Source organism: Maritimibacter harenae, from assembly GCF_009882975.1.
GTDB lineage: Bacteria > Pseudomonadota > Alphaproteobacteria > Rhodobacterales > Rhodobacteraceae > Maritimibacter > Maritimibacter harenae.
In genome coordinates this window covers 258,240-281,099 of the sequence record NZ_WTUX01000010.1, presented here as the reverse complement: position 1 = coordinate 281,099, position 22,860 = coordinate 258,240, and the positions used below count along the sequence as shown (strand labels likewise).

At 68.8% G+C, this 22,860-nt stretch carries 19 protein-coding genes; 8 read left to right on the top strand and 11 right to left on the bottom strand.

Annotation, left to right across the window (positions count from 1 at the left end):
* The first annotated feature begins 17 nt into the window (after positions 1 to 17).
* The 5 genes from GQE99_RS05665 to GQE99_RS05645 are packed head-to-tail and all read left to right on the top strand — an operon-like array spanning position 18 to position 5,780.
* On the top strand, positions 18 to 803 hold the full coding sequence (locus tag GQE99_RS05665; RefSeq protein ID WP_161350618.1) for an RraA family protein: 786 nt from the start codon (positions 18 to 20) through the stop codon (positions 801 to 803).
* Positions 796 to 1,914 carry a cyanophycin synthetase gene (locus GQE99_RS05660; protein ID WP_161350617.1) on the top strand — a complete coding sequence of 373 codons (1,119 nt, stop codon included), beginning with the start codon at positions 796 to 798 and terminating at the stop codon, positions 1,912 to 1,914. The genes GQE99_RS05665 and GQE99_RS05660 overlap by 8 nt, the downstream gene beginning before the upstream one ends.
* Positions 1,911 to 3,119, top strand: a complete 1,209-nt coding sequence (locus tag GQE99_RS05655) for a carboxylate--amine ligase (RefSeq protein ID WP_161350616.1) — start codon at positions 1,911 to 1,913, stop codon at positions 3,117 to 3,119. Before GQE99_RS05660 ends, GQE99_RS05655 begins: the two co-directional genes overlap by 4 nt.
* Positions 3,112 to 4,164 carry an Ldh family oxidoreductase gene (locus GQE99_RS05650; protein WP_161350615.1) on the top strand — a complete coding sequence of 351 codons (1,053 nt, stop codon included), beginning with the start codon at positions 3,112 to 3,114 and terminating at the stop codon, positions 4,162 to 4,164. Before GQE99_RS05655 ends, GQE99_RS05650 begins: the two co-directional genes overlap by 8 nt.
* Positions 4,161 to 5,780, top strand: coding sequence for a glucosamine inositolphosphorylceramide transferase family protein (locus tag GQE99_RS05645; RefSeq protein WP_161350614.1), 1,620 nt, complete (start codon positions 4,161 to 4,163; stop codon positions 5,778 to 5,780). The genes GQE99_RS05650 and GQE99_RS05645 overlap by 4 nt, the downstream gene beginning before the upstream one ends.
* Here the strand turns inward: GQE99_RS05645 and GQE99_RS05640 are convergent.
* Complete coding sequence (locus GQE99_RS05640; RefSeq protein WP_161350613.1) at positions 5,667 to 7,082, bottom strand: oligosaccharide flippase family protein; 1,416 nt, start codon at positions 7,080 to 7,082, stop codon at positions 5,667 to 5,669. The genes GQE99_RS05645 and GQE99_RS05640 overlap by 114 nt on opposite strands.
* Before the next feature lie 92 nt (positions 7,083 to 7,174).
* On the opposite strand from GQE99_RS05640, the gene GQE99_RS05635 reads away from it, so the two are divergent.
* Positions 7,175 to 7,945, top strand: a complete 771-nt coding sequence (locus tag GQE99_RS05635; protein ID WP_161350612.1) for a glycosyltransferase family 25 protein — start codon at positions 7,175 to 7,177, stop codon at positions 7,943 to 7,945.
* A gap of 7 nt (positions 7,946 to 7,952) precedes the next feature.
* On the opposite strand, the gene GQE99_RS05630 is transcribed toward GQE99_RS05635, so the two are convergent.
* The 3 genes from GQE99_RS05630 to GQE99_RS05620 all read right to left on the bottom strand — a co-directional run bounded on the left by GQE99_RS05630 (position 7,953) and on the right by GQE99_RS05620 (position 13,007).
* Complete coding sequence (locus tag GQE99_RS05630; RefSeq protein WP_161350611.1) at positions 7,953 to 9,170, bottom strand: glycosyltransferase; 1,218 nt, start codon at positions 9,168 to 9,170, stop codon at positions 7,953 to 7,955.
* Positions 9,154 to 11,268 carry a GumC family protein gene (locus GQE99_RS05625; protein ID WP_161350610.1) on the bottom strand — a complete coding sequence of 705 codons (2,115 nt, stop codon included), beginning with the start codon at positions 11,266 to 11,268 and terminating at the stop codon, positions 9,154 to 9,156. Before GQE99_RS05625 ends, GQE99_RS05630 begins: the two co-directional genes overlap by 17 nt.
* A 353-nt stretch (positions 11,269 to 11,621) precedes the next feature.
* Positions 11,622 to 13,007: a hypothetical protein gene (locus GQE99_RS05620; RefSeq protein ID WP_161350609.1), complete on the bottom strand. Its 1,386-nt coding sequence runs from the start codon at positions 13,005 to 13,007 to the stop codon at positions 11,622 to 11,624.
* Between the two features lie 97 nt (positions 13,008 to 13,104).
* Here GQE99_RS05620 and GQE99_RS05615 point away from each other — a divergent pair, with 97 nt between their 5' ends.
* Positions 13,105 to 14,757, top strand: coding sequence for a glycoside hydrolase 5 family protein (locus GQE99_RS05615; protein WP_161350608.1), 1,653 nt, complete (start codon positions 13,105 to 13,107; stop codon positions 14,755 to 14,757).
* On the opposite strand, the gene GQE99_RS05610 is transcribed toward GQE99_RS05615, so the two are convergent.
* Positions 14,729 to 15,928: a polysaccharide pyruvyl transferase family protein gene (locus GQE99_RS05610; RefSeq protein WP_161350607.1), complete on the bottom strand. Its 1,200-nt coding sequence runs from the start codon at positions 15,926 to 15,928 to the stop codon at positions 14,729 to 14,731. The two genes, GQE99_RS05615 and GQE99_RS05610, sit on opposite strands and share 29 nt — an antisense overlap.
* Positions 15,929 to 16,049: 121 nt before the next feature.
* Between GQE99_RS05610 and GQE99_RS05605 the strand changes: the two genes are divergently transcribed.
* Positions 16,050 to 17,300: a glycosyltransferase family 4 protein gene (locus GQE99_RS05605; protein WP_161350606.1), complete on the top strand. Its 1,251-nt coding sequence runs from the start codon at positions 16,050 to 16,052 to the stop codon at positions 17,298 to 17,300.
* Here the strand turns inward: GQE99_RS05605 and GQE99_RS05600 are convergent.
* The 6 genes from GQE99_RS05600 to hpaD form a co-directional block, all read right to left on the bottom strand.
* Positions 17,281 to 18,291 carry a glycosyltransferase family 2 protein gene (locus GQE99_RS05600; protein ID WP_161350605.1) on the bottom strand — a complete coding sequence of 337 codons (1,011 nt, stop codon included), beginning with the start codon at positions 18,289 to 18,291 and terminating at the stop codon, positions 17,281 to 17,283. The two genes, GQE99_RS05605 and GQE99_RS05600, sit on opposite strands and share 20 nt — an antisense overlap.
* The gene (locus tag GQE99_RS05595; protein WP_161350604.1) at positions 18,285 to 18,977 is read right to left on the bottom strand and encodes a sugar transferase; all 693 of its coding nucleotides are present in this window, start codon (positions 18,975 to 18,977) and stop codon (positions 18,285 to 18,287) included. The genes GQE99_RS05600 and GQE99_RS05595 overlap by 7 nt, the downstream gene beginning before the upstream one ends.
* A gap of 450 nt (positions 18,978 to 19,427) precedes the next feature.
* Entirely contained in the window at positions 19,428 to 20,198 is a 771-nt protein-coding gene (locus tag GQE99_RS05590) for an aldolase/citrate lyase family protein (RefSeq protein ID WP_161350603.1), read from the bottom strand.
* Positions 20,199 to 20,202: 4 nt separating this feature from the next.
* Positions 20,203 to 21,006 (bottom strand): 2-oxo-hept-4-ene-1,7-dioate hydratase, encoded by an 804-nt coding sequence (gene hpaH, locus GQE99_RS05585; RefSeq protein ID WP_407943784.1) that lies wholly within the window; start codon positions 21,004 to 21,006, stop codon positions 20,203 to 20,205.
* Positions 21,003 to 21,860: a fumarylacetoacetate hydrolase family protein gene (locus GQE99_RS05580; RefSeq protein ID WP_161350602.1), complete on the bottom strand. Its 858-nt coding sequence runs from the start codon at positions 21,858 to 21,860 to the stop codon at positions 21,003 to 21,005. The genes hpaH and GQE99_RS05580 overlap by 4 nt, the downstream gene beginning before the upstream one ends.
* 10 nt (positions 21,861 to 21,870) lie before the next feature.
* Complete coding sequence (gene hpaD, locus GQE99_RS05575) at positions 21,871 to 22,851, bottom strand: 3,4-dihydroxyphenylacetate 2,3-dioxygenase (RefSeq protein WP_161350601.1); 981 nt, start codon at positions 22,849 to 22,851, stop codon at positions 21,871 to 21,873.
* Between the last annotated feature and the right edge of the window lie 9 nt (positions 22,852 to 22,860).

Genomic DNA, 22,860 nt, shown 5'->3' with positions numbered 1-22,860 from the left:
ACAAGGGGGTGACAGACATGGCAAAGATGCAAAACGGGGGCACCGGCACGCCGGAGGCACCCATCTCGACCCGGTTCCTCGAGCCGGCCCCGAAACGGGTGCAGCCCAAGTCCGCGGACATCGCGCCCGGCCCCGGGTTCATGATCCGCCGCACGTTCCGCCGGCCCGACCCGGAGATCGTGGCGGGGTTCGAACCGTTCGAGTCCACCGACATCTCGGACAGTCTCAACCGGCTCTACACGATGGGCGAGGCGATCCATAACGTGGTGAACGACGCGCCCCTGCTGGGCCCGGCCTGCACGGTCAAGGTGTACCCGGGCGACAACCTGATGGTGCACAAGATCCTCGACATCGCCCAGCCGGGCGACGTGGTCGTGGTCGACGGCTCGGGCAGCATGAACGCCGCGCTGATCGGCGACCTCGTCGCCAACAAGGCCAGGCATCGCGGCATTGCCGGGTTCATCATCGACGGGCTCGTGCGCGACCTTCCGGGCCTGCGCGAATGCGGCCTGCCGATCTACGCGCGTGGCGTGACGCCCTTCGGCCCCCTGCACCGGGGCCCGGGCGAGGTGAACTACCCCGTGTCCTGCGGCGGCATCGTGGTGAAGCCGGGCGACGTGATCCGTGCGGATCTCTCGGGCGTCACCGTCGTGCCGCGCGACTGGTCCGGCGAGATCCTCAAGCGGCTCGAGGCGGGGCGCGAAGCGCTGGCGAAATACACCGACGACGTGAAGCGCGGCGTGTTCTCGAACGCCTGGGTCGACGACCAGCTTGAAGCCTCCGGCTGCCTGTTCGATGACTGACGTCGGGGCGGGATCGCGGGCAACGCCCGGGGTCGGCCCGGCGCTGTCGGCGCTGGCGCGGCGCGCGAAGCTGCACCGCATCCCTGATGCCCCCGCCATCCTGAAACGCAGGCGCCTGCGCCCGGTGCGCGCGGCGTTCTACACGGCGCTCTGGCGCGATGCGGCCGCCGCCATCGGCGCGACGCACCGACTGCGCGCGGGCGGGCTGCAAGAAATCCGGCGCGGACGGCAGGCAACCTACGTGCGTGGCTCCGAGCTGATGCTCGACAGCCCCGTGGCGTTGTCCCTTGTCGGCGAGCGCGCGTTGAGCTTCGAGCTGATCGCGGCGCAGGGGCTGCGCGTGCCGGCCCATCTGGTCTTTCACCGCGCCGAAGCCCAGGCCGCCCGCACCTTCCATGCGGAGCTTGGCGGGCCCGTGGTGGTCAAGCCGCTGTCGGGCACCGGCGGCGGGCGCGGGGTCACTACCGGCATCCAAGGCCGCGAAGCGCTCGACCGGGCGATCCGGCGCGCCGGACGCTTCTGCCCCGAGATGATCGTCGAGGAACAGGTCCCTGGCGCCTTCTACCGCCTCACCTACCTCGACGGACGCTTCCTTGACGCCGTGCGGCGTGACCCGCCGACCGTCACCGGCGACGGCCGAAGCACGATCCGCGCGCTTGTCGCCGCGGAAAACCGGCGTCGCCGGGCCGGGGAGATGCCCTGCGCCCTGAACCCGCTTCTCGTCGACGCGGAGATGCGCGGACGATTGGCGCAGGACGGGCGAAGCCTGCGCGATGTGCCCGCCACCGGCGAGGTCGTCGTCGTCAAAGGGGCGGTCAACGAAAGCGGACCGGACGAGACGTTCAACGTCACGCGCGACATCCCGGCAGAAACGATCGAGGCGGTCGGCCGGATGGTCGACGCGCTCGGCATCCGGTTCGCCGGCGTCGATGTCATGGCACAGGACATCTCTGCCCCGCTCGGCCCCGACGGCCCAGCGGTGATCGAGGTGAACGGGAACCCGGGCCTCCATCACCACGCGCTGCTCGCCGACCCGTCGACCGCCGCACCTGTGGCCCGTATGATCCTGGAGCATCTATTCGAAACCGGAACCGGGGTGGTGCGGACATGAAAGCGGCAACGATGACCCCCGCGATCGACACGTCGATCCCGGTCCTGCTTCTGGGGGGCGAGGCCAACGCGCTCGAAGTGGCGCGGCATTTCGGGCGCCACGGCATCGACGTGCGCATCTCCGGCCCGACCGGCACCTGGGGCATGTCGAGCCGCCATTGCACCGAGGCCTTCCCCGTCCCCGACGGGACCGACCCTGCCGCGTTCTGGCACGATCTCCTGTTCGGCCCCGACGCGGCACGCTTCGCGGGCCACGTCATCTTCGCGATGAGCGACGCGGCGATCGAGTTCGTCCTGGCCCACGAGGCCCGGTTGCGCGCGCGCTACCGGCTGGAGCGCTTCGACGGCGACCTGCGGCGCGCGATGCTCGACAAGCGCGAAACCCTGCGCCTGGCCGGCGACGTGGGCGTGCCCGCCCCCGCCTTCTGGTCCGTGGACACGATCGCCGACGTCGATGCGCTCGACGGCAAGCTGCGCTTCCCGGTCATGGTGAAGCCGATCCATTCGCACCTGTTCGTGCAGGCCTTCGGACAGAAGCTCTTCATCGTCGAGGAGGGCCACGACCGGCTGCGGGAGGCCGCGGCCCGCGCGCTCGACGCCGGGGTCGAGATCCAGGTGGTCGAGATGATCCCGGGCCCCGACAACCTGCTCACGAGCTACTACACCTACATCGACGACCACGGCGCGGCGCTGTTCCATTTCACCAAACGGGTCGAACGGCGCTACCCGGTCAATTCCGGAGGCGGCACGTACCACGAGGCCATCTGGCTGCCGGAGACCGCCGAAATGGGGCTCAAGTACCTGCGCGGTATCGGCTGGAAGGGACTCGCCAACATCGAGTTCAAGCGCGACACGCGCGACGGCAAGCTCAAGGTGATCGAGGTCAATACCCGCTTCACGGCCGCGCACCGGCTGATCGTACGCTCCGGTGCGCCGATGGATCTTGTTGCCTATTGCGACGTGACGGGGCAGCCTGCCCCCGTGTTCACGAGTTACAGACAAAACATGCGGCTCTGGCTGCCCCTGCGCGACCTCAAGGCCTTCCTCCAGCTGCGCGCGCGCGGCGAGCTCAGCCTTGCGGGCTGGCTGCGCAGCCTGCCGATCCGGCGCACGATGGGGTCGGTGGCAAGCCTGTCGGACCCGATCCCCGGCGTCCTTCGGATGCGCGCGACGTTGAAGGCCAAGACCGGGCTCGGCCGTGGCTGAGACGACGATGGTGCGTCTGGAGGCCAGCGCGCTGGAGCGCTTCGGAAAGGCCCTTCTCGAGAGGGCCGGCGTGTCCGACGTGCAGGCCGGGACGGTGAGCGCGAACCTGGCCTGGAACGACGCCGCCGGACGCCACAACCACGGCTTCGAACGGCTCCCCGTACTGCTCGACCGGGTCGCCGCAGGGGGGCTCGCGAAGGCGCCGATCCTGCAGTTCGACCCGGTGACCGACACGATGGCGCGGCTCGACGCGGATGGCGCCTTCGGCCAGCACGCGGGCACGCTGGCGATGGACCATGCCTGCGAGGTGGCAGAGCGGCACGGGATCGGCGTGGTCGGCGTGGCCAACAGCAATTTCTACGGCACCGGCGCGGCCTTCGTCGCGCGCGCCACCGGCCGGGGAATGATCGCCCTGGCGCTTTCCAATTCCTATCCCAAGGTCGCGGCGCCCGGCGGCGCTGCGCCGGTCCTGGGCACGAACCCCTTCGCCTTCGGCGCACCGCTGGCGGGCGGTGACCTGGTCGTCGATTTCTCGACCGCGGCACTCGCGGGTTCGACGCTGCGCGCGGTGACGCAGGCGGGCGGCACGCTGCCCGAGGGGATGCTCGTGGACGCAAGCGGCGCACCGGTCACCGATCCTGCGCGGGCGGATGACACCACGCTTCTGCCCGCGGCAGGAGGCAAGGGTTTCGGGCTCGCGTTGATGGTCGAGGTGTTCGCGGGCGTCTTGACCGGGGCCGGGATCGGTGCGGGCGTGGGTTCGCTCTACGGCGACCTCGCGCGCCCCTCTGACAATGGCCACCTGTTCCTGGCGCTCGATCCCGCGCGCTGGCTCGGCCCGGACTTCGCGCCACGGATGGAGACCTTGGCGGACATGGTGCGCGCCTCGGCCCCCGAGGGCGTGGTGCGCCTGCCCGGCGCGGCACGGTGGGCGGCGATCGACGACGCGGCGCAGAACGGGGTCGCGGTGCCCGCGCAGAGCTGGGCGGAGCTTCGGCGCCGCGCCGCGGATGCAGGCGTCACCGCGCCGGAGGTGGGCGCATGACCCTGCGGATCTGCGTGGTGCTGGCGGACGGGGATGCGCCCGGACCGGGCGAGCGCCGGTTCCTCGACACCGTTTCCCGGGACGACCGCCTGTCGCTCCACGCCCTGACCGCGCTGCCCCCGCCGCCCTCGAAGCTGCCCGCCGCCTTCGCGGGTCTCCTGCGGGCCGAGGCGCGCACCCTGCCCGCTCCCGACACCGCGCCGGCGCTGTCCGAACCCATCGCAACCTTCGACGCAGGTTCGGTGGAGGGCTGCGACGTGATCGTCGACTTCTCACACGCCGAACAGGCCGAGGCGCTGGCGGACAAGGCGCGCTTCGGGCTGTGGCGGCTGTCGGCCTTCGCCGAGGGCGCGGGCCTGAGCGAAGCGCGCCTGCGCAGCCCGGCCACCGCCGTGACGCTCACCTGCGACCGGGGCAAGGGGCCGATCCCGATCGCCAGCGCGCGCTACGACACCAAGTTCCTGGCGACCCGCAACCGCGCCTATGCCCGCGAGAAATCGGTGCAGCTTCTGGCGCGCGAACTGGTGCGGCTCGCACGCGCCGACACCCTGCCCCGACGCATCACGCCACCGCCTCCGGCGCCGGTCCCGGCCGCTTGGGACGTGGTGGACTACGTCTTCGCCACGGCGCGCGAGTTCATGATGCGCGCCTGGCGCAAGGTCGAGGCGAAACGGGGCCGACGCCCCGGCATGTTCTTCCTGCGGCTGGGCCACGGCAGGCTCGAGGACATCACCCTGACCGATGGCGTGGACCTCGTCCCGCTCAGCAATTCCTACTGGGCCGACCCGTTTCTCTTCGAGCATGGCGGCCGCACCTACCTTTTCTACGAGGATTACAGCTACGACACCGGACGCGGGCACCTGTCCGTGGGGCGGCTCGACGGAGACACGATGGCCCCGATGGGTCCGGTGATGCAGCGCGACATTCACCTCTCCTACCCCTTCGTGTTCAGCTGGAACGGCGAAATCCTGATGATCCCGGAGACCCACCAGGCCGAGCGTATCGAGGTCTGGCGCGCAACGCGCTTCCCGATGGAATGGGAGCTCCTGGCGACCGGGTTCGAAGGCGTGAAGGCGGTCGACACGGTGGTCTTCCAACGCGACGGCCAGTGGTGGCTGCTCACCAACATCTGCAACGACAGTTTCGGCGACTTCGGGACCGAGCTGCACCTGTTCCGCATCGACGACCCCCTGCTGGGCGGGGCAGCGCCGCATCCGCTGAACCCGGTGGTGATCGACGCCTGCACCGCGCGCGGCGGCGGCCGGATCGTTGAACGGGACGGGCGGCTCCTGCGCGCGAGCCAGGACAATACGCACGGGATCTACGGCTACGGGCTGAACCTGATGGAGATCACCGAGCTGTCGATGGAAAGCTTCGCCGAGCGCCCCCTGCGCCACCTCTACCCGGACGACGTGCCCGGCGTCATGGGCGCGCATCACATGGACGCGGCCGGTGGCTACACGGTGGTGGACCTGCGCCGGACCCAGACCGGTCTGCACCGCTCAGGGCGTCGGCAGCTTCAGGACGCGGCGGCGCAGGAAGACCAGCATCAGGGCCGACCAGACGACGGCGGCCACGGCGATGGCGAGGCCAAGGCCAAGCTCGGTGCCGAGTGAATCCCACAGCCCCGCCGACCCCGTGATCGCCCCGTAGGTCAGTCCTGCCAGGGCGATGCCGGGCAGGAACGTCCTGACCATCTCCATCACCCGGAACTCCAGCGCCCGCTTGGTCGCGATGAGCGACAGGACCCCGACCACGACGCTCGCCCCGAGATGGGCATAGGCCGCCTGTTCGGGACCGAAGCGCCCGAAGGCGATCAGGAGGGCGATGAGCGTGACCGCGCCGGTCGCCCGGATGCGCAGTTGCTGGCCCGCGTTGCCGGTGGTCAGCATCGTCGGCTCCAGCAGGTTCGAGAAGAAGGCGATGGATTTCGACAGCGACAGGATCGCGACGATCGAGGCGGCGGCGAGCCACGTCTCGTCGAGAAGCGTCACCACCAGCGCCGGTGCGAGCAGCCCCACCGCCACCGCCATCGGCCAGAGGAGCGAGGCCGCGAGCGACATGTTCTCGTGCCAGGCGCGGCGCATGGCCTCCTTGCCCAGGCCCTCCTTCTCGATCCGGGTGAACTTGGACCACGACAGAAGCCCCAGCGGCTGCAGGACGAGGTTCGTCGCGGTCATCGCGATGCGCGCGCCACCGCGATAGGCGCCCACGACGGAGGGCGACAGGAAGGCGCCCAGTACGAGGTCGGCCCCGTAATTGGTCAAGAGCCCGACCGACGTCGTCCCCCAGAGCGAGGTCGCGGTCTGGCGCGCGTCACGCAACGCGTCGCCCCGCAGCTCGACCCGCGGAAGCGCGCGCACGAGGCTGCCCGTGATGATGAGCCCCGCAAGCGTGGAGACATAGCGCGAGGCGACAAGCGCCTCTGCGCCCCAGCCCCGTTCGAGAAGCGCGATCGCAGCGGCGAGCCCCAGCGCCTCGGAGACGACCACGTAGATGCTCGCCGCGCGCACCTTGGCCTCGCGCACCATCTGCGCCTCCCACCACGCGGTGGGCACGATGACGAAGGGCAACGGGGCCAGCAGGATCAGCATCCGCCCCTCCAGCGCACCCGTGCCGCCGTGCAGAAGCCCCACCGCGAAGATCACCGCCATGCCCAGCGCCCCGACCGCGAGCTTGGCCCAGAACAGCGTATGCCGGTCGCGTTCGAAATTCTGCGAGCGCAGGAGCGACTGGTAGAAGCCCGTGAAGACGAAGGTGGTCGCGATCACCGTCAGCGCCCAACCGTAGGCGTAGACACCGAACCCCTCGAGGTCGAGGTAGCGCGACGCCACGGCGACCGCGCAGAAGGAGATCACCTGCCCGACCACGCGGGAGGCGACGCCGACGACGTAGGGGGCGGCGAGCGACTTCAACATGACGGACACCTTCCGGCGGTGCCGGTATGGTTGAGTGATTGCCCCCGCCTTTGGGATGGGTCAGACTTCTCGGGAATTAGCTTGAGCATGCCATGACTTATCCGACCCTCGCCGTGAGAGTCATCAGTTTGACGAACAGCACCGCGCGCCGCGACGCGGTGCGCGAGAACCTCCAGGGGTTCGACCTGCCGTGGGCCTTCCATGACGCGAGCCGCCCGGGCGACGACGACGCGCTGCCCGACGATCCCGAGGGGCAAGCGCGGCTCTTCGGCCGCCGGCTCACCCCCGGTGAGCGCGCCTGTTACATGAGCCACGTGCACGCGCTCGACACCTTCGAGGCCGATCCGACGCTCGACTGGCTGCTGGTCATGGAAGACGACGTCTGGATCGACACGGCCTTTCCCTACGACGCGCTCGCGGCCACGCTGGACGATCACGGGATCGGCTACCTCAGGCTCTTCGCACGCGAATACAGGCGCGCCCTGCCCCGGTTCCGTTTCGGTGAACGCCAGATCCTCTACCTCGTCTCCGACCCCTACGGTTCCCAGGGCTACCTGATCTCGCGCGATGCGGCGGCGCGGTTCCGCTCGCGGCTGACCGCGATCCGGCGTCCGATCGACGACGAACTGGGGCGGTTCTGGGAAAACGGGCTCGACAACCACGTGCTGTTTCCCTTCCCGCTGATCGAGCGGCACATGCCCTCGACCCTGAACAGTGCGCGCGATGACGCGCAGATCGGTGGCCCGGTGCGAAACCTCACCCGCCTGCGCACGCGGCTGGGCGACTACGTCGCCAAGCGCGCCTATCTCGCCGCCCGCCGCGCGCCATTCGCGCGCGACCGCATCCGGGCGCGAAAGCGGTGAAGGCTCCCTACGCACGCTCGCCCGACTGCGCGCCGAGTGTGATGCCGTAGGTTCTGAGGACACTCGCGATACCACGGGTGAAGTTCTCTTCGTCGAATTGCCGCGCATGGGCCACCAGGGCCGCCGGATCGAGCTTTTCCAGCTCTTCGCGCTCGAAGGTCTCGACCGCGTCGATCAGCCCGTCGACCTCGGGATCTCTGAACAGAAGCCCGGTCTGCCGGTCGACCACCGTATCGAGCGCCCCGCCCCGACCATAGGCGATGACGGGACGGCCCGAGGCCATCGCCTCGACCGGGATGATCCCGAAATCCTCTTCGCCCGGGAAGATCAGCGCCTTGCAGGCAGCCATGTAGGCCTTGAGCTTCTCGAAGGGCACGCGCCCGAGGAAGCGGATGTTGTCGTTGGCGCGCGCGGCCAGCGCCTTCTCGGCCTTGCCGGGGCCGCCGATCACGTAGAGCGGCTTGTCCAGCCGGTTGAACGCCTCGATGGCGAGGTCGGGACGCTTGTAGGGCGCGAGCTCTCCGGCCCAGAGGTAGAAGCCACCGCGTTCGGCGGCCGGGATCGGCGCGAAATCGTCCACCGCGACGGGCGGGTGCACGACCGTCGAATCGCGGCGCCAGAATTTCTCGATCCGCGCCTGCACGTGGGTGGAGTTCGCGACGAAGGCGTCGACGCGGCTGGCGCTGGTCACGTCCCATTGGCGCAGCTTGTGCACCATGCGCGGCATCACGGCGCGCTTCATCGGCCCCGCCTCGGACTTGTAGACGTGGTACTGGTCCCAGAGATAGCGCATCGGGGAATGGCAGTAGCAGACATGCAGCGCGTCGGGGGCCGGAATGATGCCCTTGGCGGGCCCCGCTTCGCTCGACAGGACAAGGTCGTAGCCCGTGAGGTCCAGTTCCTCCAACGCACGCGGCATCATGGACAGGTAGTTCTGGTAGAGCCGGGTGGAAAACGGCATCCTCGCGACCGAGGTCGTGTAGACGTTCTTGGAGCGGATCAGGTCGGAGACCTTCGCCGGGTCGTAGGCATGGGTGAAGATGTCGGCCTGCGGGAACATCCGCAGGAGCGACTCCAGCACCTTTTCGCCGCCGCGCATGCCGACGAGCCAGTAATGCACGATCGCGACGCGCAGGTCGCTGCCCTCGCGCGGGACGCGGAAGGGGCCGCGGGGCGCGGCGCCGGGAATGATGTCGCGGGAATTCGCGTCAAGAATATGCTGCATAACCTGTTCCATACATCTTCTCGGCCACTTTCGCGTCGACCTGGTTCAGGACGATGCCGGTGGGCCGCAGCCCGACCTCGGCCAGGGAATCCAATCCGTCACGCACCGCCGATCGCTGGGTGGAATCCCAGCGCACGACGTAGACCAGCGCATCGGCCACCTGGGCCAGCACCAGCCCGTCGGCCACGTTCTGAAGCGGCGGGGAGTCGATGATGACCACGTCGTAGCACCGCTTGAGCTCATCCATCAGCGGGCCCAGCCAATCGACCGACAGGTCGTCGGCCGCCTGCGGACAGGGCGAGGCGGCGGCGAGCACGTGGATGCCCATGTCTTCATCCTCGAGGATGGCATCGGGCAGGTCGGCGTGCTCGAGGATGAAATCCGCGAAGTCGTATTCCGGCCGCCACCCGAAGGAGCGCGCCAGCTTGGAGCCGCGCAGGTCGCCGTCGACCACGATCACCGACTTGCCCGACAGCGCGGCCATCTGGGCCAGCGCCATCGCGGTCGAGGATTTGCCTTCGCCCGGCTGGGACGAGGTCACCATGATCGCGCGGCTTTCGCTGCGGTCGCGGATCGCGAGCACCGTGCGCAGCTGCCGGATCTTTTCGCCGAACATCGTGTTCGAGTTGATGCGCAGGCCCCGGATCAGGTCCTTGAGGCTGTCCTGCGCCTGCATCGGGAGCGTGGCCAGCACCGACAGGCCGGTTTCGTTCTCGATCTCGCGCCGCGTGCGGAAGGTCGAGCGCGTCATCTCGAGGAACAGCGCCACGACCAGCCCGATGGTGAGGCCGAAGACCAGCCCGAAGGCGCCCATGAGTTTCGGGCGCGGGGCCGAAGGGACCTCCGGCAGGGTCGCGCGTTCGATGATGCGCGCTTCGGGACGTTGCAGGTTCTCCTGCCCGCTCGCCGCACTGAGGCGCGCCAGAAGCGCTTCGTAGTTTTCGCGCGCCGCGGTCGCTTCGCGTTCCAGCTGGCGCAGCCCGATGGAGCTCGCCGACATGTTGGCAAGCTGGTCCTCGAGCTGCTGGATGCCGTCGGCCAGGGATTGCTCGCGCATGCGCGCGACCTCGACCTCGTTGCGGCGCAGTTCGATGATGCGCTCCGCCTCGCGCTGCAATTCGGCATCGACGCGGGCCATGTCTTCCTGGATGCGCTGGCGCTGGATGTGGTCGGGGCCGAAGCTCTGGGCCCATTCGTCATCCTTGCGCTTGAGCGCGAGCTTGTCCTCGTTCAACCGCTCCAGCAGCGGCGAGGTCACCGCCTTCGCCAACGCGTCGAGCCCCTGGTTCTCCAGAAGCGTGCGCAGCTGGTCGTATTGCGCCTCGGCCGTCACGCGCTCGGACCGGGCCACGACGAGCTGCGTGGTCAGGTTGCCCAGCTGCTGGGTCGAGGTCTCGTACGTCCCGCCCTGCCGGCTCAGCGCATCGGCACGGTAGGAGGCCAGCGCCTCCTCGGTGCGGTTCACGTTGCGCCGCGCTTCGTCGACCTGCTCCTGGATCCACGACGTGGCGAGCCGGGCGCTTTCCCGACGGCTTTCGAGCTGCAATGCGATGTAGGTGTCGGCAACGCCATTGGCGATTTCCTGGGTCATCGCCGGATTATCGCCCTCGAAGGCGATCACGAAGACGTAGCTTTCGCCCTCGCGGAAGACCGACAGGTTCTTGCGGATCGCCCATGTCAGGCTGTTGATCCGGCTCGCCTCGGGTTCGTCCGTGGCCACGCCGCCCCAGAAATGCCGCTCCAGCCGCTCAATCCCGAGGGTGCGGATCAGCCGCTCCATCAGGATGTTCGAACGCATGACGGAGATTTCCGACTGGATCACCGGATCGGACAGGGAGAGGTTCGAAACCACCTCTTCCTGCGACATCACCCGCACCTCGCGGGGGTCGAGCATGACCTTGGAATGGGCCGAGTAGACCGAGGGCATGAAGCCGGTGATGAAGTAGAGCAGCGCCGCCAGCCCGATGGCCAGCACGGAGATCAGCTTCCAGCGGCCGACGATGGCGCCCAGCAGCCCGCGCACATCGACGCGGTCCACGTCGTCCAGGCGGACGGCGCGGCGCGGCGGCACGGCGGTCTGCATATCGAAGGTTGTCAAAACCCGCTCTCCTCGCTGCCCGTGGAGAGGAGGCATGCGGCCGCACGCGAACCAACCGGTTCGTTTACACCCTGACAGCAGCAGTCATGGGCCGGGCACAAAACTCCCGGCCACGTCGCGTGGTGCATGAATGGTTGCACAGACGTCGGACCCCAAGCAAAGGCCCCCCCAGTGGATATAACTATAATTCTTGAAAGGTTTTGTTTCTACTGAATTGCGGCGAAATTTCGGAATTTGCACAGCGCGTTAACGCTTTCTTGCCACTTTTCCGGATCAATCCGGGGACAGTAATTTAAGACTGAGCTTATTGGATCCAAAGCGGCAACAGCCGCCAAAATACCGGTCAGGATGCCCTATCCCCGTGATTCTATCGCCAAGCCACGGGACAGACCCGTCAGGAGCCCCGCGAGCGCGAAGAAGAAGACGCCAAGGTCCGGCGTCGAATGGGTCAGGACCGCCGCCGACAGCATCGCGACGCAACCCGCCTTGAGCGCGCGCACCACCTGCGCGCGAGGGTCGGAGGCCGGGCGCGACGGCACGAGGAGGAGCGCGGTCACGAAGGCCATCATCAGGGCCGCGCCGACCACCCCGAGACTCGCAAGGCACGCGATCACCCAGTTCGAGGCGCGCACCGCGCCCAGCCCCGCACCGATCCCGTAGGTGTCCCAAAGGTTGGTCATCGCCTGCGCGTTCCAGCTCATCCGCTCCACGCCCGAAGCGCTGTCGAGCTTGTTGAAGAGCGCCCGGTCGAGGAACTCCGTCACCGGCTGCACCATCTCGTAGCTCGCCACGACGGCGACCGCGGCGACCCAGGCCGCCAGCACGGACCCGGCGGTAAGCGCGAACGACCGCCGCGCCGCGTCCGGACGCAGGCCGCGAAACAGGGTGAAGAGCCCGAAGGTCACGAGGAAGACGACGAGCGCGAGATAGGCCGAGGACGAGGTCGAACGCAGGACCGTGATCGTCGCGAGCGCCAGCATCCAGCGCGCCAGCCGGGACCCGGGGGCGGCGAGCCAGTATTGCAGCCAGAAGCCGAAGAGCCCGAGAGAGAAGTAACCGAAGCTCGACGCCTCGGGAAAGCCGCCGACCATGCGCTTCAGCCCCACCATCGTGTCGGTGACATGCATCGCGTAGTTGGCGGTGCGCAGCCAGGACATCAGCTCCCCCACCCCCAACCGGAAGGTCAGCACGTCGATCCAGCCCAGCGCGAAGTTGATGGCGGTCGCCACCGCCATCGCGGTCAGGACGGGGCGCGGGTCCGGCATGCGCCGAAAGCTCGTCGCCAGCGCGGCGAACGTCAGAAAGCCAAGCGTCAGGCGGAAAAGCTGCGTGATGTTTCCGGTGGACGGCCCCAATGGAAAGCTCGCCATCGCGAGCCCGCCGTCCTTGCGCGCGATCCCGAACACCTCGGTCATGCCCGCGAACAGCCGCGGGTAGAAGAGCGCCGAGATCGTGGCGACCACCATCGTGGCGGCGAAGAAGAAGCCGGGACCGAAGGGGCGGAACGTGCCCAGGAGGCTTCCGGCCGTCTCCCGCGTCAGGAGCACGAGGCAGAAGATCGTCACGGCGCCCAGATCGAGCACCCCGATGGTCGCGCCGCCCAGCGCCGGGAGGTTGAAGGCCGCGGCCGCCCCGAACGGGGCCAGCGCCAGGAACGCCCAGAGCCCACGATGGACGCCAAGACCCAGGAGGGCCACGATCGACAGAAGCGCGAGGAAGGTCGAGGGAACGAATTGCACGGCGGGCCCGGAATTGACTGCCCTGTCTTCCTGCACCAAACGCCGCGCCCTGTGAAGGCCGCTTGCCCGGTCCCCGGCACTGGGGCAGGCTTGCTCCATGCGTTTTGTCCTGCCTCTCGCCTTCGCCCTCGCCGCCCTGCCCGTCATGGCGCAGGAGCTGGTGGGCCCGCGGCTCGGGGCGGCGTCGAACTTCGGCCAGGGCTGGGACGCCGACATGCTGGACGCGGCGCAGGCGCTCGGCGTGCGCGACCTGCGTGACGGGGTCTACTGGCGTGACGTGGAACAGGACGGCGCGCGGCGGTACGACACGTTCCGCACGGCCTATCCCGCCCTGCTCGAAGCCCGCGGCATGGGCATGAGCCTCACGGTGAACAACGGGCATCCCGATTACGATGGCGGCGTGACGCCCCACACGCCCGAGGGGGTCGCGGGGTTCGCGGACCACGCTGCCGCCCTTGTCCGGCGCTACCCGGCCATCGACGCGGTCGAGGTGGGCAACGAGATGAACTCGGCCACCTTCACCTCCGGCCCGATGCGCGCGGCGGACCTGGCGGGCAGGGCCGTGTTCTATACCCGGCTGCTGGCCGCGACGCGCGCCGCCGTGACCGAGGTCCGCCCGGATCTGCGCATCCTGGGCGGGGCCGCGCATTCCGTCCCGCTCGCCTGGTTCCGTGCGCTCTCGGACGCCGGGGCGCCCGCCCACATGGACGCGGTGGTGATCCATCCCTACACCACGCCGCCGGAGCATTTCGGCCGCCAGGTCGCGCTTCTGCGCGGGGTGCCGGGTTTCGCGGACATGCCCATCGAGGTGACCGAGTTCGGGGACGAGGACGCGGCCACGGCACCCGCGACGCTCATCAAGTATCACTGCAAGATGGCGCTGGCCGGGGTGACGCGGGCGGTGTGGTATCCGCTGAACCCGCGCGGCGACGGGCTCGCCCCGCTGATCGGTGCGGACGACGAGGTGACGGCCGTGGGCCGCGCCTTCGCACTCGCCGACCGCCATCTCGCGGGCCGCACGGTGCGCGACGTCTCCCCCGATCCGTTCACCCATGCCTGCCTCTACGGCGACCGCGCGCTCGTCATATGGGGCGAGCCCCGCGCGCTTTCGGTCGCGGACGGCATAGAGGTGCTTGGTCCGGACGGGGAGAGCGTCGAAGACCCGGCGCTCGACCGCGTGCGTCCGCTGGTCCTGTTGGCGGAAGACCCGCCGGTGATCGGCGAAACCGTGACGCTCGGACCGCAAGACACCGTGGCCGACAGCTTCCACCAATTCGCCTACCCGGGCCAGGACGGCGACGGCTTCCGCCGTTTCACCCGTATCGGCGGCGAAGAGGCCCCGTTCGCTCTGCGGGGCGGCCAGCAGGCGAACGGCGTGCCGTGGACGCCCTATCTCGGCAGCCCGCGCGACGGGATGCTCCGGATGGACGGCGTGTTCCTCCTGCCCTCCGGCGATGGCAATGCGCCCGGCGAGGTTGTCCATGAACACGTGGTGGCAGAGGCCCTGCGGGGCGCGCTCGACATCCACCTTGCCCCGCCCGAGCGCACGACCGACGGTGTCGTGGCGCAGGTCACGCTGAACGGCGAGGAGATCGACCGGCGGGTGGTGACGGCGGCCGCGGACTATGCCCTTGGCCCGCTCGACCTCGCGCAGGGTGACGTCCTGCGCATCATCGTGGGCCCTGGCCACAGCGCGCGGGGCGATGCCACCCGTTACCGTTTCACGCTGCGCCGCGCCCCTGCTCCGTAAGGTCCGCGAGGGTGCTTTCGAGGCCCTCCCAGGTGTCGCGGATCACGGCGGCCTGGCGGTCGCGGTCGACCCCGTTCGCGATGGCGCTGACCATGATGTCGGCCACGGTCGCCGGTGCCGCGCCCGTGCGGCCGACGAAGCAGGACTCCAGACCGACGGAGTCGAAGAAGCTCTCCACCTTCCGGTCCCAGCCCATGCCCACGACGGGGCGGCCATAGGCGTGACCCAGGATACAGGCGTGCAGCCGGTGGGAAATCACGGCGCGGCAAGTGGCGACGGTATCGACCAGCTCCTTCGGCGTGGCGGGCACGCGGGCGCATTCGATCTGGCCCGCCGCGATGGCCCCCTGGATCGCCGGGCGTCCCGCGACGGCGGCGAGCGCGGCCGCGTCCTCGTCCGCCCCGTTGCAGAACAGGCGCACGCGCCCGGCCCGCGCGACCAGCGACAGGGCGAGTTCCTCGTAGAAGGCGATCCCCCCGCCCCCGGCGACGCCCGCATCGGCATGGTAGGACAGGATGTCGGGCGCGGTGATGCCCAGCGCGATCGCCTGCCCCGGCGCACGGGGGCCGAAGGCGGCCTCGGACAGAAGGCCCGGGTCACGGGTCAGCCGGGCACCGGGGCAATCCCCGCCCGCCTGTGCACGCCAGGCCGCGAGCGAAGGCGCGTCGCGCACGCCGACGGCGCGCAGGTCGGCCTCGCACAGCCGGGAGAACAGCCGGCGGCCCCAGGGCGTCCAGTTCTCGGACACGCCGACCGCGTGGATGGCGGCGGGCACCCCGGCCTCGGCCAGCAATTGCCCGACGCGGTCCATCTTCACCGGGAAGTTCAGGTCGGCATCCGAGAAGAGCTGACCGCCCCCGATCAGCGCCATGCCCGCCCCGTCGAGCGCCTTGCGCCACCGGTCCTCGACCCCGTCCAGCAACGCCGACAGCCGCCGGTGCACGGCGCGCTGGCGCAAGCCAAGTGGCAAGACCCGCAGCACCTTCAGCGCCAGGTTGCGGTTGCGCACGGTGACGGCGCCGAATCCGTTGCGCCCGGAGATGTCGATCGGCACCACCTGTGCGCCCGGGCGCAGGGTGGACAACGCATGCACCATGCACGCGCCGATCAGCCCGTCGCCCAGGTTGGGCGAGTAGTGCAGGTTGAACAGAATGATCTTCTCGGTCGCCACGCCGTCACGCCCCCTTCACCGAAGAATCGCCATAAATCCCGGTTAGCGCTATGACCATACTGCGCGGGCGTGTTGAAATGCGGGTCTTCGCACGAAAAAAGTGAGGCCACGGGGCAATTTCATGACCGGACGCAGGATCGTCATCATCAACGACGTGAGCGTGGCGCGCGGCGGCGCGACCGGGCTGGCCCTCATGTCGGCCGAGGATTTCGCGCGCGCCGGGCACCACGTGACCTGGATCTGCGGCGATGCGGGCGAGAACCCGATGTTCGCCGAACGGGGGATCGAGGTCGTGGCCCTCGGCGGTCGGCGGCTTCTGGACCAGTCGGGTCTGAAGACGCTCGCCACCGGTCTGCGCAACACGGCCGCCCGCGACATGGTCGCGCGCTTCGTGGCCGACCACGGCACGCCGGAGACCGTGTACCATGTCCACGGCTGGGCGCAGATCCTGTCGCCGGACCTGTTCGCGGGCCTCGCCCCGGTCGCGGCGCGCACCTTCATTCATGCCCACGACATGTTCCTGGCCTGCCCCAACGGCGTCTACATGGATTACCGGCGCGGCGAGCCGTGCGGGCGGGTGCCCCTGTCGCTCGACTGCCTCACGACCCAGTGCGACAAGCGCAACTACGGGCACAAGCTTTGGCGGGTGCTGCGCACGTCCGCCCTGCGCCGGCACCTGGGCGACGGAACGGCCTGGGCGGGCATCCTCGTGCTGCACCCTGAGATGGTGTCGCGCCTGACGCGCGCGGGCTACCGGGCGGACGCGATCCGCGTGGTGCGCAACCCGGCGATCCCCTTCTCCGCCACCCGCATACGGGCCGAGGACAACCGGGCGCTCGTCTACGTGGGCCGGCTGGAGCCCGACAAGGGCGTCCTCGCGTTGGCCGAGGCCGCGCGGCGCACCGGTGTCCCGCTCACGTTGGTGGGTGACGGGCCGCTGCGCCCCGCGCTCGAGGCGCTGGGGGGTGACATCACGATCACCGGCTGGACGGAGCGCGACCGGATCGGCGCCCATGTCGCGACCGCCCGCGCGCTCGTCATGCCCTCGCGCCACCCCGAGCCTTTCGCGCTCGTCATCGCGGAAGCGGCGGCAAGCGGCCTGCCGGTCCTGGTGTCCGACACGGCGCTCATGTCCGCGGAAGTCGTGCAGCATGGACTCGGTTTCGCCTTCGACCCGGCCGATCCCGCGCGCTTCGACGCCGCGCTCACGCGGATGATGTCGCTTCCGGACGAGGACGTGCGGCGGATGAGCGAGGCCGGGTTCGGGGGCGCGGTTCGGCTCGGGCTGGAGCGGAGCGCGTGGATCGAGGCGCTCCTCGGCGAATACGATCGTGTGCCGACCGCCCCTCACCTCACGGCCGCAGCTCGGTGATCCGGCCGGGTGAGTCCCGGCCCCGAAGCACGTCCTTCACCGCGACGAGATTGCCGCGCAGCCGGCCCCGGTAGTCGTTCACGCCGGCCCGCTTGAACGCGCGCAGCGTGTTCGACGCCATGCTGCGCAGCACAAGCTCGCAGGCGTGGCGACGGGTCATCGTGCCCTTGCGCACCAGGTAGACCGGGTTGGCTATCTGCGAGTAGCCAAGGAAGATGCCCGGCGTCCGCCCGGTCTTGGTCCCGAGGTGAACGCCGCGCAGCGCGCCCGCCCTCACGACACGGCCGTGGGCGGCCAGGCGACGCGAGAAGTCCACGTCCTCGAGCCAGCTGTAGAGCGGCAGGTTCTCGTCGAACCGGATGTCGTTGGCCAGCGCGGTTTCGACCCGGAACGCCATGTTGCAGCCGTAACCTGCGTAGATCGGGTTCACCGCATCGCTGCGCGGGGCCTGCGACAGCGCCTCCAGCCGGCGCGCGCCTTCTTCGTGGTCGTAGCCCGGGCCGATGATGCCGTCGGCCAGGACGGTGCCGGTGGCCACCACCACGTCGTCTTCCTGCCGGAACAGCTTCAGCGTGTTCTCGATGTAATCGGGCTCCATCAGGAAATCGTCGTCGAGCAGGAGCAGCACGTCGCGCTTGTCCAGAAGCGTCAACATCCGGTTTCGCTGCCCGGCCGCGCCCTTCTTGCCGATGATGATCTCGACCTCGAACGGCAGATGTTCGGGCGCGAGATCCCCCAGGTCGTCGAGCGAGGCGATGGACAGGATCAGCGCATCGGGCAGGCGCGTCTGTTTGGCCAGCGCGCGCACCGTGTCCGGCAGGATCGTCGGACGCCCCGTGGTCGGGATGCCCACGAAGATCCGCGTCGGCCGGGCGTCCGCTTCGGCGAAAGCGGCTTCCGGCGGCGGGGTCGCGAAACTTTCGTCGCGGAACTTGCGCAGCGTGTCGAGCATGATGGGCGTGTCCGATTTCACGGCCGGCGCGGTCAGCATGCGCCGCGTTGGGCGAGCACGACACCCACGGTCTTGAACACGATGCGCAGATCCTCGGCGAACGAGCCGTTGCGCACGTAATCCACGTCGAGCGCGACGCGGTGTTCATAGCTCGTGTCGGAGCGTCCACCGACCTGCCAGGCGCCGGTGATGCCCGGCTTGACCTTGCAGTAGTCGGCGAAGTGGCGACCGTATTTCGCCGCCTCACCCCGGGTCACGGGACGCGGGCCCACGATCGACATGTCGCCGCGCAGCACGTTCCAGAACTGCGGCAGCTCGTCGAGGCTGGTGCGGCGCAGGAAGGCCCCCAGCCGCGTCACGCGCGGGTCGCGGTCGATCTTCTGTGCCTCTTCCCATTCACGCCGGGCGATCGGGTCGATGGCCAGCATGCGCGCCAGCATCTCGTCCCCGTTCTCGCGCATCGTGCGGAACTTGAGGCAGCGGAAGGTCTGGCCGTTCTGGCCGACCCGGCTGTGCGCGAAGAAGACCGGGCCGCGTTCGCGCAGCCGCAGCATCACGGCGATGACCAGGAAGACCGGCGACAGCGCGATCAGCGCGGCCGCGGCGAAGGCCATGTCGAAAAGTCTTTTGCCTTTTCCAATGGTGGGCCGCGGCGGCATGGCCGGCGCAAGCCTCTGGTGTCCTGGCGCAGCCACCAGGACCTGGTGTTCGAAATCCAAAGCCATGTTTCACCCCTGAAATCACCACCCGGCTCATTGCCGGACGTTCGTGCATGGCGCCCCCGGCCACGATGTTGCCACAAACTTGCCTCTTTTGGATGTCGCGGAACGGAAACAATCTGTTGCTGCCGCACTATTTCGGAGGAGTGAAAATCACAGGAAGTAGAGCCGTTCACGCACTCACGGAAACGCACCTTATTGACGTTTATCCCTTTATTTACAGGTCATTATAAGAGGGCCGAGCAAAGGTTTACCCACGGCCGCGCCGTGCCGGCCTGGTGCATGCAACCGTCCGAAACCACGGATGGGCGGACACTCGAGCGTCTAATTTGGGCAAGAAATGGACCAAATGTGGCGCAAGCGTGTCCGACATTTGGAAACACGCCCGCGCCGTTCGGCCAATTGTGGCCACAGGCGCAAGGGCGTGCCCGATTTGAAAGCCTGGCTAGTGGAGAATCACAGGGCCTTTTCGAAGGCCCCGCGCAGGGCGGTCAGGCCGCTGCGCAGGACCCCGATGTCGGAGCCGACTGCGAGGAAGGCCACGCCCATATCGGCGTAGCTCTGCGCCAGTGCGCGATCCGATGTCAGGATGCCCGCCGCCTTGCCGGACTCCATGATCCGGGTCAGCGTGTCGCGGATCGCCGCGTCCACCTCGGGCGCGCCGGGGTTGCCCAGGTGCCCCATGTCGGCGGCGAGGTCCGCGGGCCCGATGAACACCCCGTCGATCCCCTCGACCGCGAGGATGTCGTCGAGGCCCGCCAGCGCCGCGCGGCTTTCGACCTGCACGAGCAGGCAGATCTCGTCGTTGGCGGTGGCGAGGTAATCCGCCTCGGCCCCGTAGCGCGAGGCGCGTGCCAGTGCAGCGCCCACGCCGCGCACGCCGACCGGGGGATAATTGACCGAGCGCACCGCCTCGCGCGCCTGCTCACCCGTCTCGATCATCGGGATCAGGATGGTCTGCGCCCCGATGTCGAGGAGTTGCTTGAGAAGCGCACGGTTGTCGTCGCGGGCGCGCACCACGGCCTGGGTGCGCTCGCCCACGGCGCGCAGCTGCGCCAGCACGTCGCGCAGGCCGTTGGGCCCATGCTCCCCGTCGATCACGAGCCAGTCGAACCCGGCCGAGGCGGCAAGCTCCGCCACCGACGGATCGCCCGAGGCGACCCAGAGGCCGAACTGTGTCTCGCCGGTCTTGAGGCGGGCTTTGAACTGGTTGTGCGGTGCGGGCATGGCGTTACTCGAAACTGATGGCGACCTGGCCGAAGGGGCCGAAGTCGGCAGTGATGGATGTGCCCGGAGGGCATTCGACGGGGGCGATGAACGAGCCGGACAGCACCACCTGCCCCGCCTCGATCCGCTGGCCGTATTCATGCATGCGCCGGGCGAGCCACACCAGCCCCATCACGGGATCATCGAGGACGGCGGCGCCAAGGCCGGTCGCCACGACCTCGCCGTCCTTGCGCAGGATCGCTCCGGTCCAGCGCAGGTCGACCGCGTCCGGCGCGCTTCGGGTGTCACCCAGAACGAGGCCCGCATTGGCCGCGTTGTCGCTCACCGTGTCGGTGATGACGCGTGCCCGCCCGGTTTCGGGATCGGCGCGCAGGATGCGGGTATCGAGGATCTCGAGCGACGGGGTGACGTAGTCGGTCGCCGCCAGAACATCCTCCCGGGTCACGTCGCCGCCCAGGGGTGCCTTCATGACGAAGGCGATCTCGGCTTCGATCCGCGGCTGGATGAACCGGCCCGCGGGCACGGTCCCCCCATTGGGAAACAGCATGTCGTCGTAGAGCACGCCGCTGTCGGGCGTGTCGATCTTCAATGCCTCCTGCATCACCTTCGAGGTGAGCCCGATCTTCCACCCGATGATCTCGCGCCCCGCCGCGAGGCTCTGGGCCATCTGCGCGGTCTGGATCGCGTAGGCATCGTCCAGCGTCATGCCCGGATGGCGCTTGGAGAGAAGCCCGATCTGGGTGCGCGTACGCTCGGCCTCGAGCAGGTCGGCGGCGGCGGTCGCGATCTCGTCCCGGGTCAGGGTCATTCGTCGGCCACCGTGTTGCGCAGGATGCCGATGCCCTCGACCTCGACCTCGACGACATCGCCGGGGGCCAGGTATTTCGGCGGATCGAACCGCGCCCCCGCCCCCGTGGGCGTGCCGGTGATGATGATGTCGCCCGGCACCAGCGTGGTGAAGGTGGAGATATAGGCGATCTCCTCGCGGATCGGGAACATCATGTTCTTCATGTCGTCCTCCTGCCGCACCTCGCCGTTCACGCGGGTCACAAGGTGCGCGTCGTCGAGCTGCGCGGGATCGGTGAACGGGACGAGCCACGGGCCGATGGCCCCCGAGTTGTCCCAGTTCTTGCCCTGCGTGACGTTGAACTTCGCATGGCGCACCCAGTCGCGGATCGTCCCTTCGTTGGCGAGCGTGAGCGCCGCGATGTGGTCGTAGGCATCTTCCGCCGCGATCCGGCGTCCGCCTTTGCCGATGACGATGGCCACCTCGCCCTCGTAATCCAGCGTGTGGTTCTCCGGCGGGCGGATGAGCGGCTGGCCATGCCCCGTGAAGCTGCGCGGAAAGCGCGGGAAGAGCGACATGTGCTTTGGCTGCGACGTGCCATCCTTGTACTCCGCGTTGCGGTCCGGGAAGTTCACGCCGACGCAGATGATCTTTTCCGGCGCGGCGACGGGGATGAGGAAGGTCACGTCTTCGATCCGGAAATCCGGCGCCCGCCCGTCGGCCACCGCGATCACGTCCGCAAGCGCGCCGGCGCTCACGACCGCCTGAAGATGGGGAAAACCGGCGATCTCGGTCAGATCGACGATCCCTTCGTCGGTCACGACGCCGAAGCGGGTTTTGTCCTTGGCGCGGAATGCAGCGATGCGTCCTGTCACGCGGGCCTCCTTAGGGTGCGATGATGGGGCTGGCGGCAAGATCGCTCTCGCGCGTCTCGACGCCGGTGAAGGTGGACCCGTTCTCGAACCACGACCGCGGCGCGGGCGCGCCCCAGAGTGTCTGGCGCTGTGGGTCCTTGAGGTCCCACTTGATCGGTTCGAGGTCCGGGTCGACGGTCTGGTAATCCGAGCAATAGATCTCGATCCGGTGCCCGTCGGGGTCGAGGATGTAGAGGAAGAAGGCGTTCGAGATGCCGTGCCGCCCCGGCCCGCGCTCGATGTTGGCGACGTAGCCGGTGGTCGACATCAGGTCGAGCAGGTCGATGATGTTGAGCGGCGTCGGCACCCAGAACGCCGTGTGGTGCAAGCGCGGGCCGGTGCCGTTGGTGAAAGCGATGTCGTGCACGCCGCCTTTGCGATGCATCCACGACGCCCAGAGCCGGCCGGTTTCCTCGTCCTCGGTGTACTCCGTCACGCGGAAGCCCAGGCGCGTGTAGAATTCGACCGCCTCGTCCACGTTCGGCGCGAAGCAGTTGAAATGGTCGATGCGAAGGGGCTTCACCCCATTGTAGAGCGCGTATTTCTGGTGGATCGGCTCCAGCCGGTCCATCTTGAAATAGAACTCCATCGGCGCGCCAAGGTGGTCGTGCGTGCGCAGGGTCCGGCCCTGGTAGGGGCGCTCGACCCACTCGACCGAATGGCCCTCCGCCTTGAACCAGTCATGCGCCTTGTCGAGCTCTTCCTCCTGCCAGACCTTGTAGGACAGGTAGTCGATCCCCGGCGTGTCCTGCTTCTTCAGGACAAGGCAGTGATGCCCGCGCTCTTCCATCGCACGCAGGTAGATCGTCTCGTCGTCCTCGTCGGTGACCTGCAGGCCGAGCGTGTCGACGTAGAACTTCCGGGACGCGGCAAGGTCGGTCACGCCGAACTCCACGTGGCTCAGGCGCAGGATGTTGAACGGCGGGGTCAGGTTGGGGGCGGGAATGGGCATCGTCGTCTC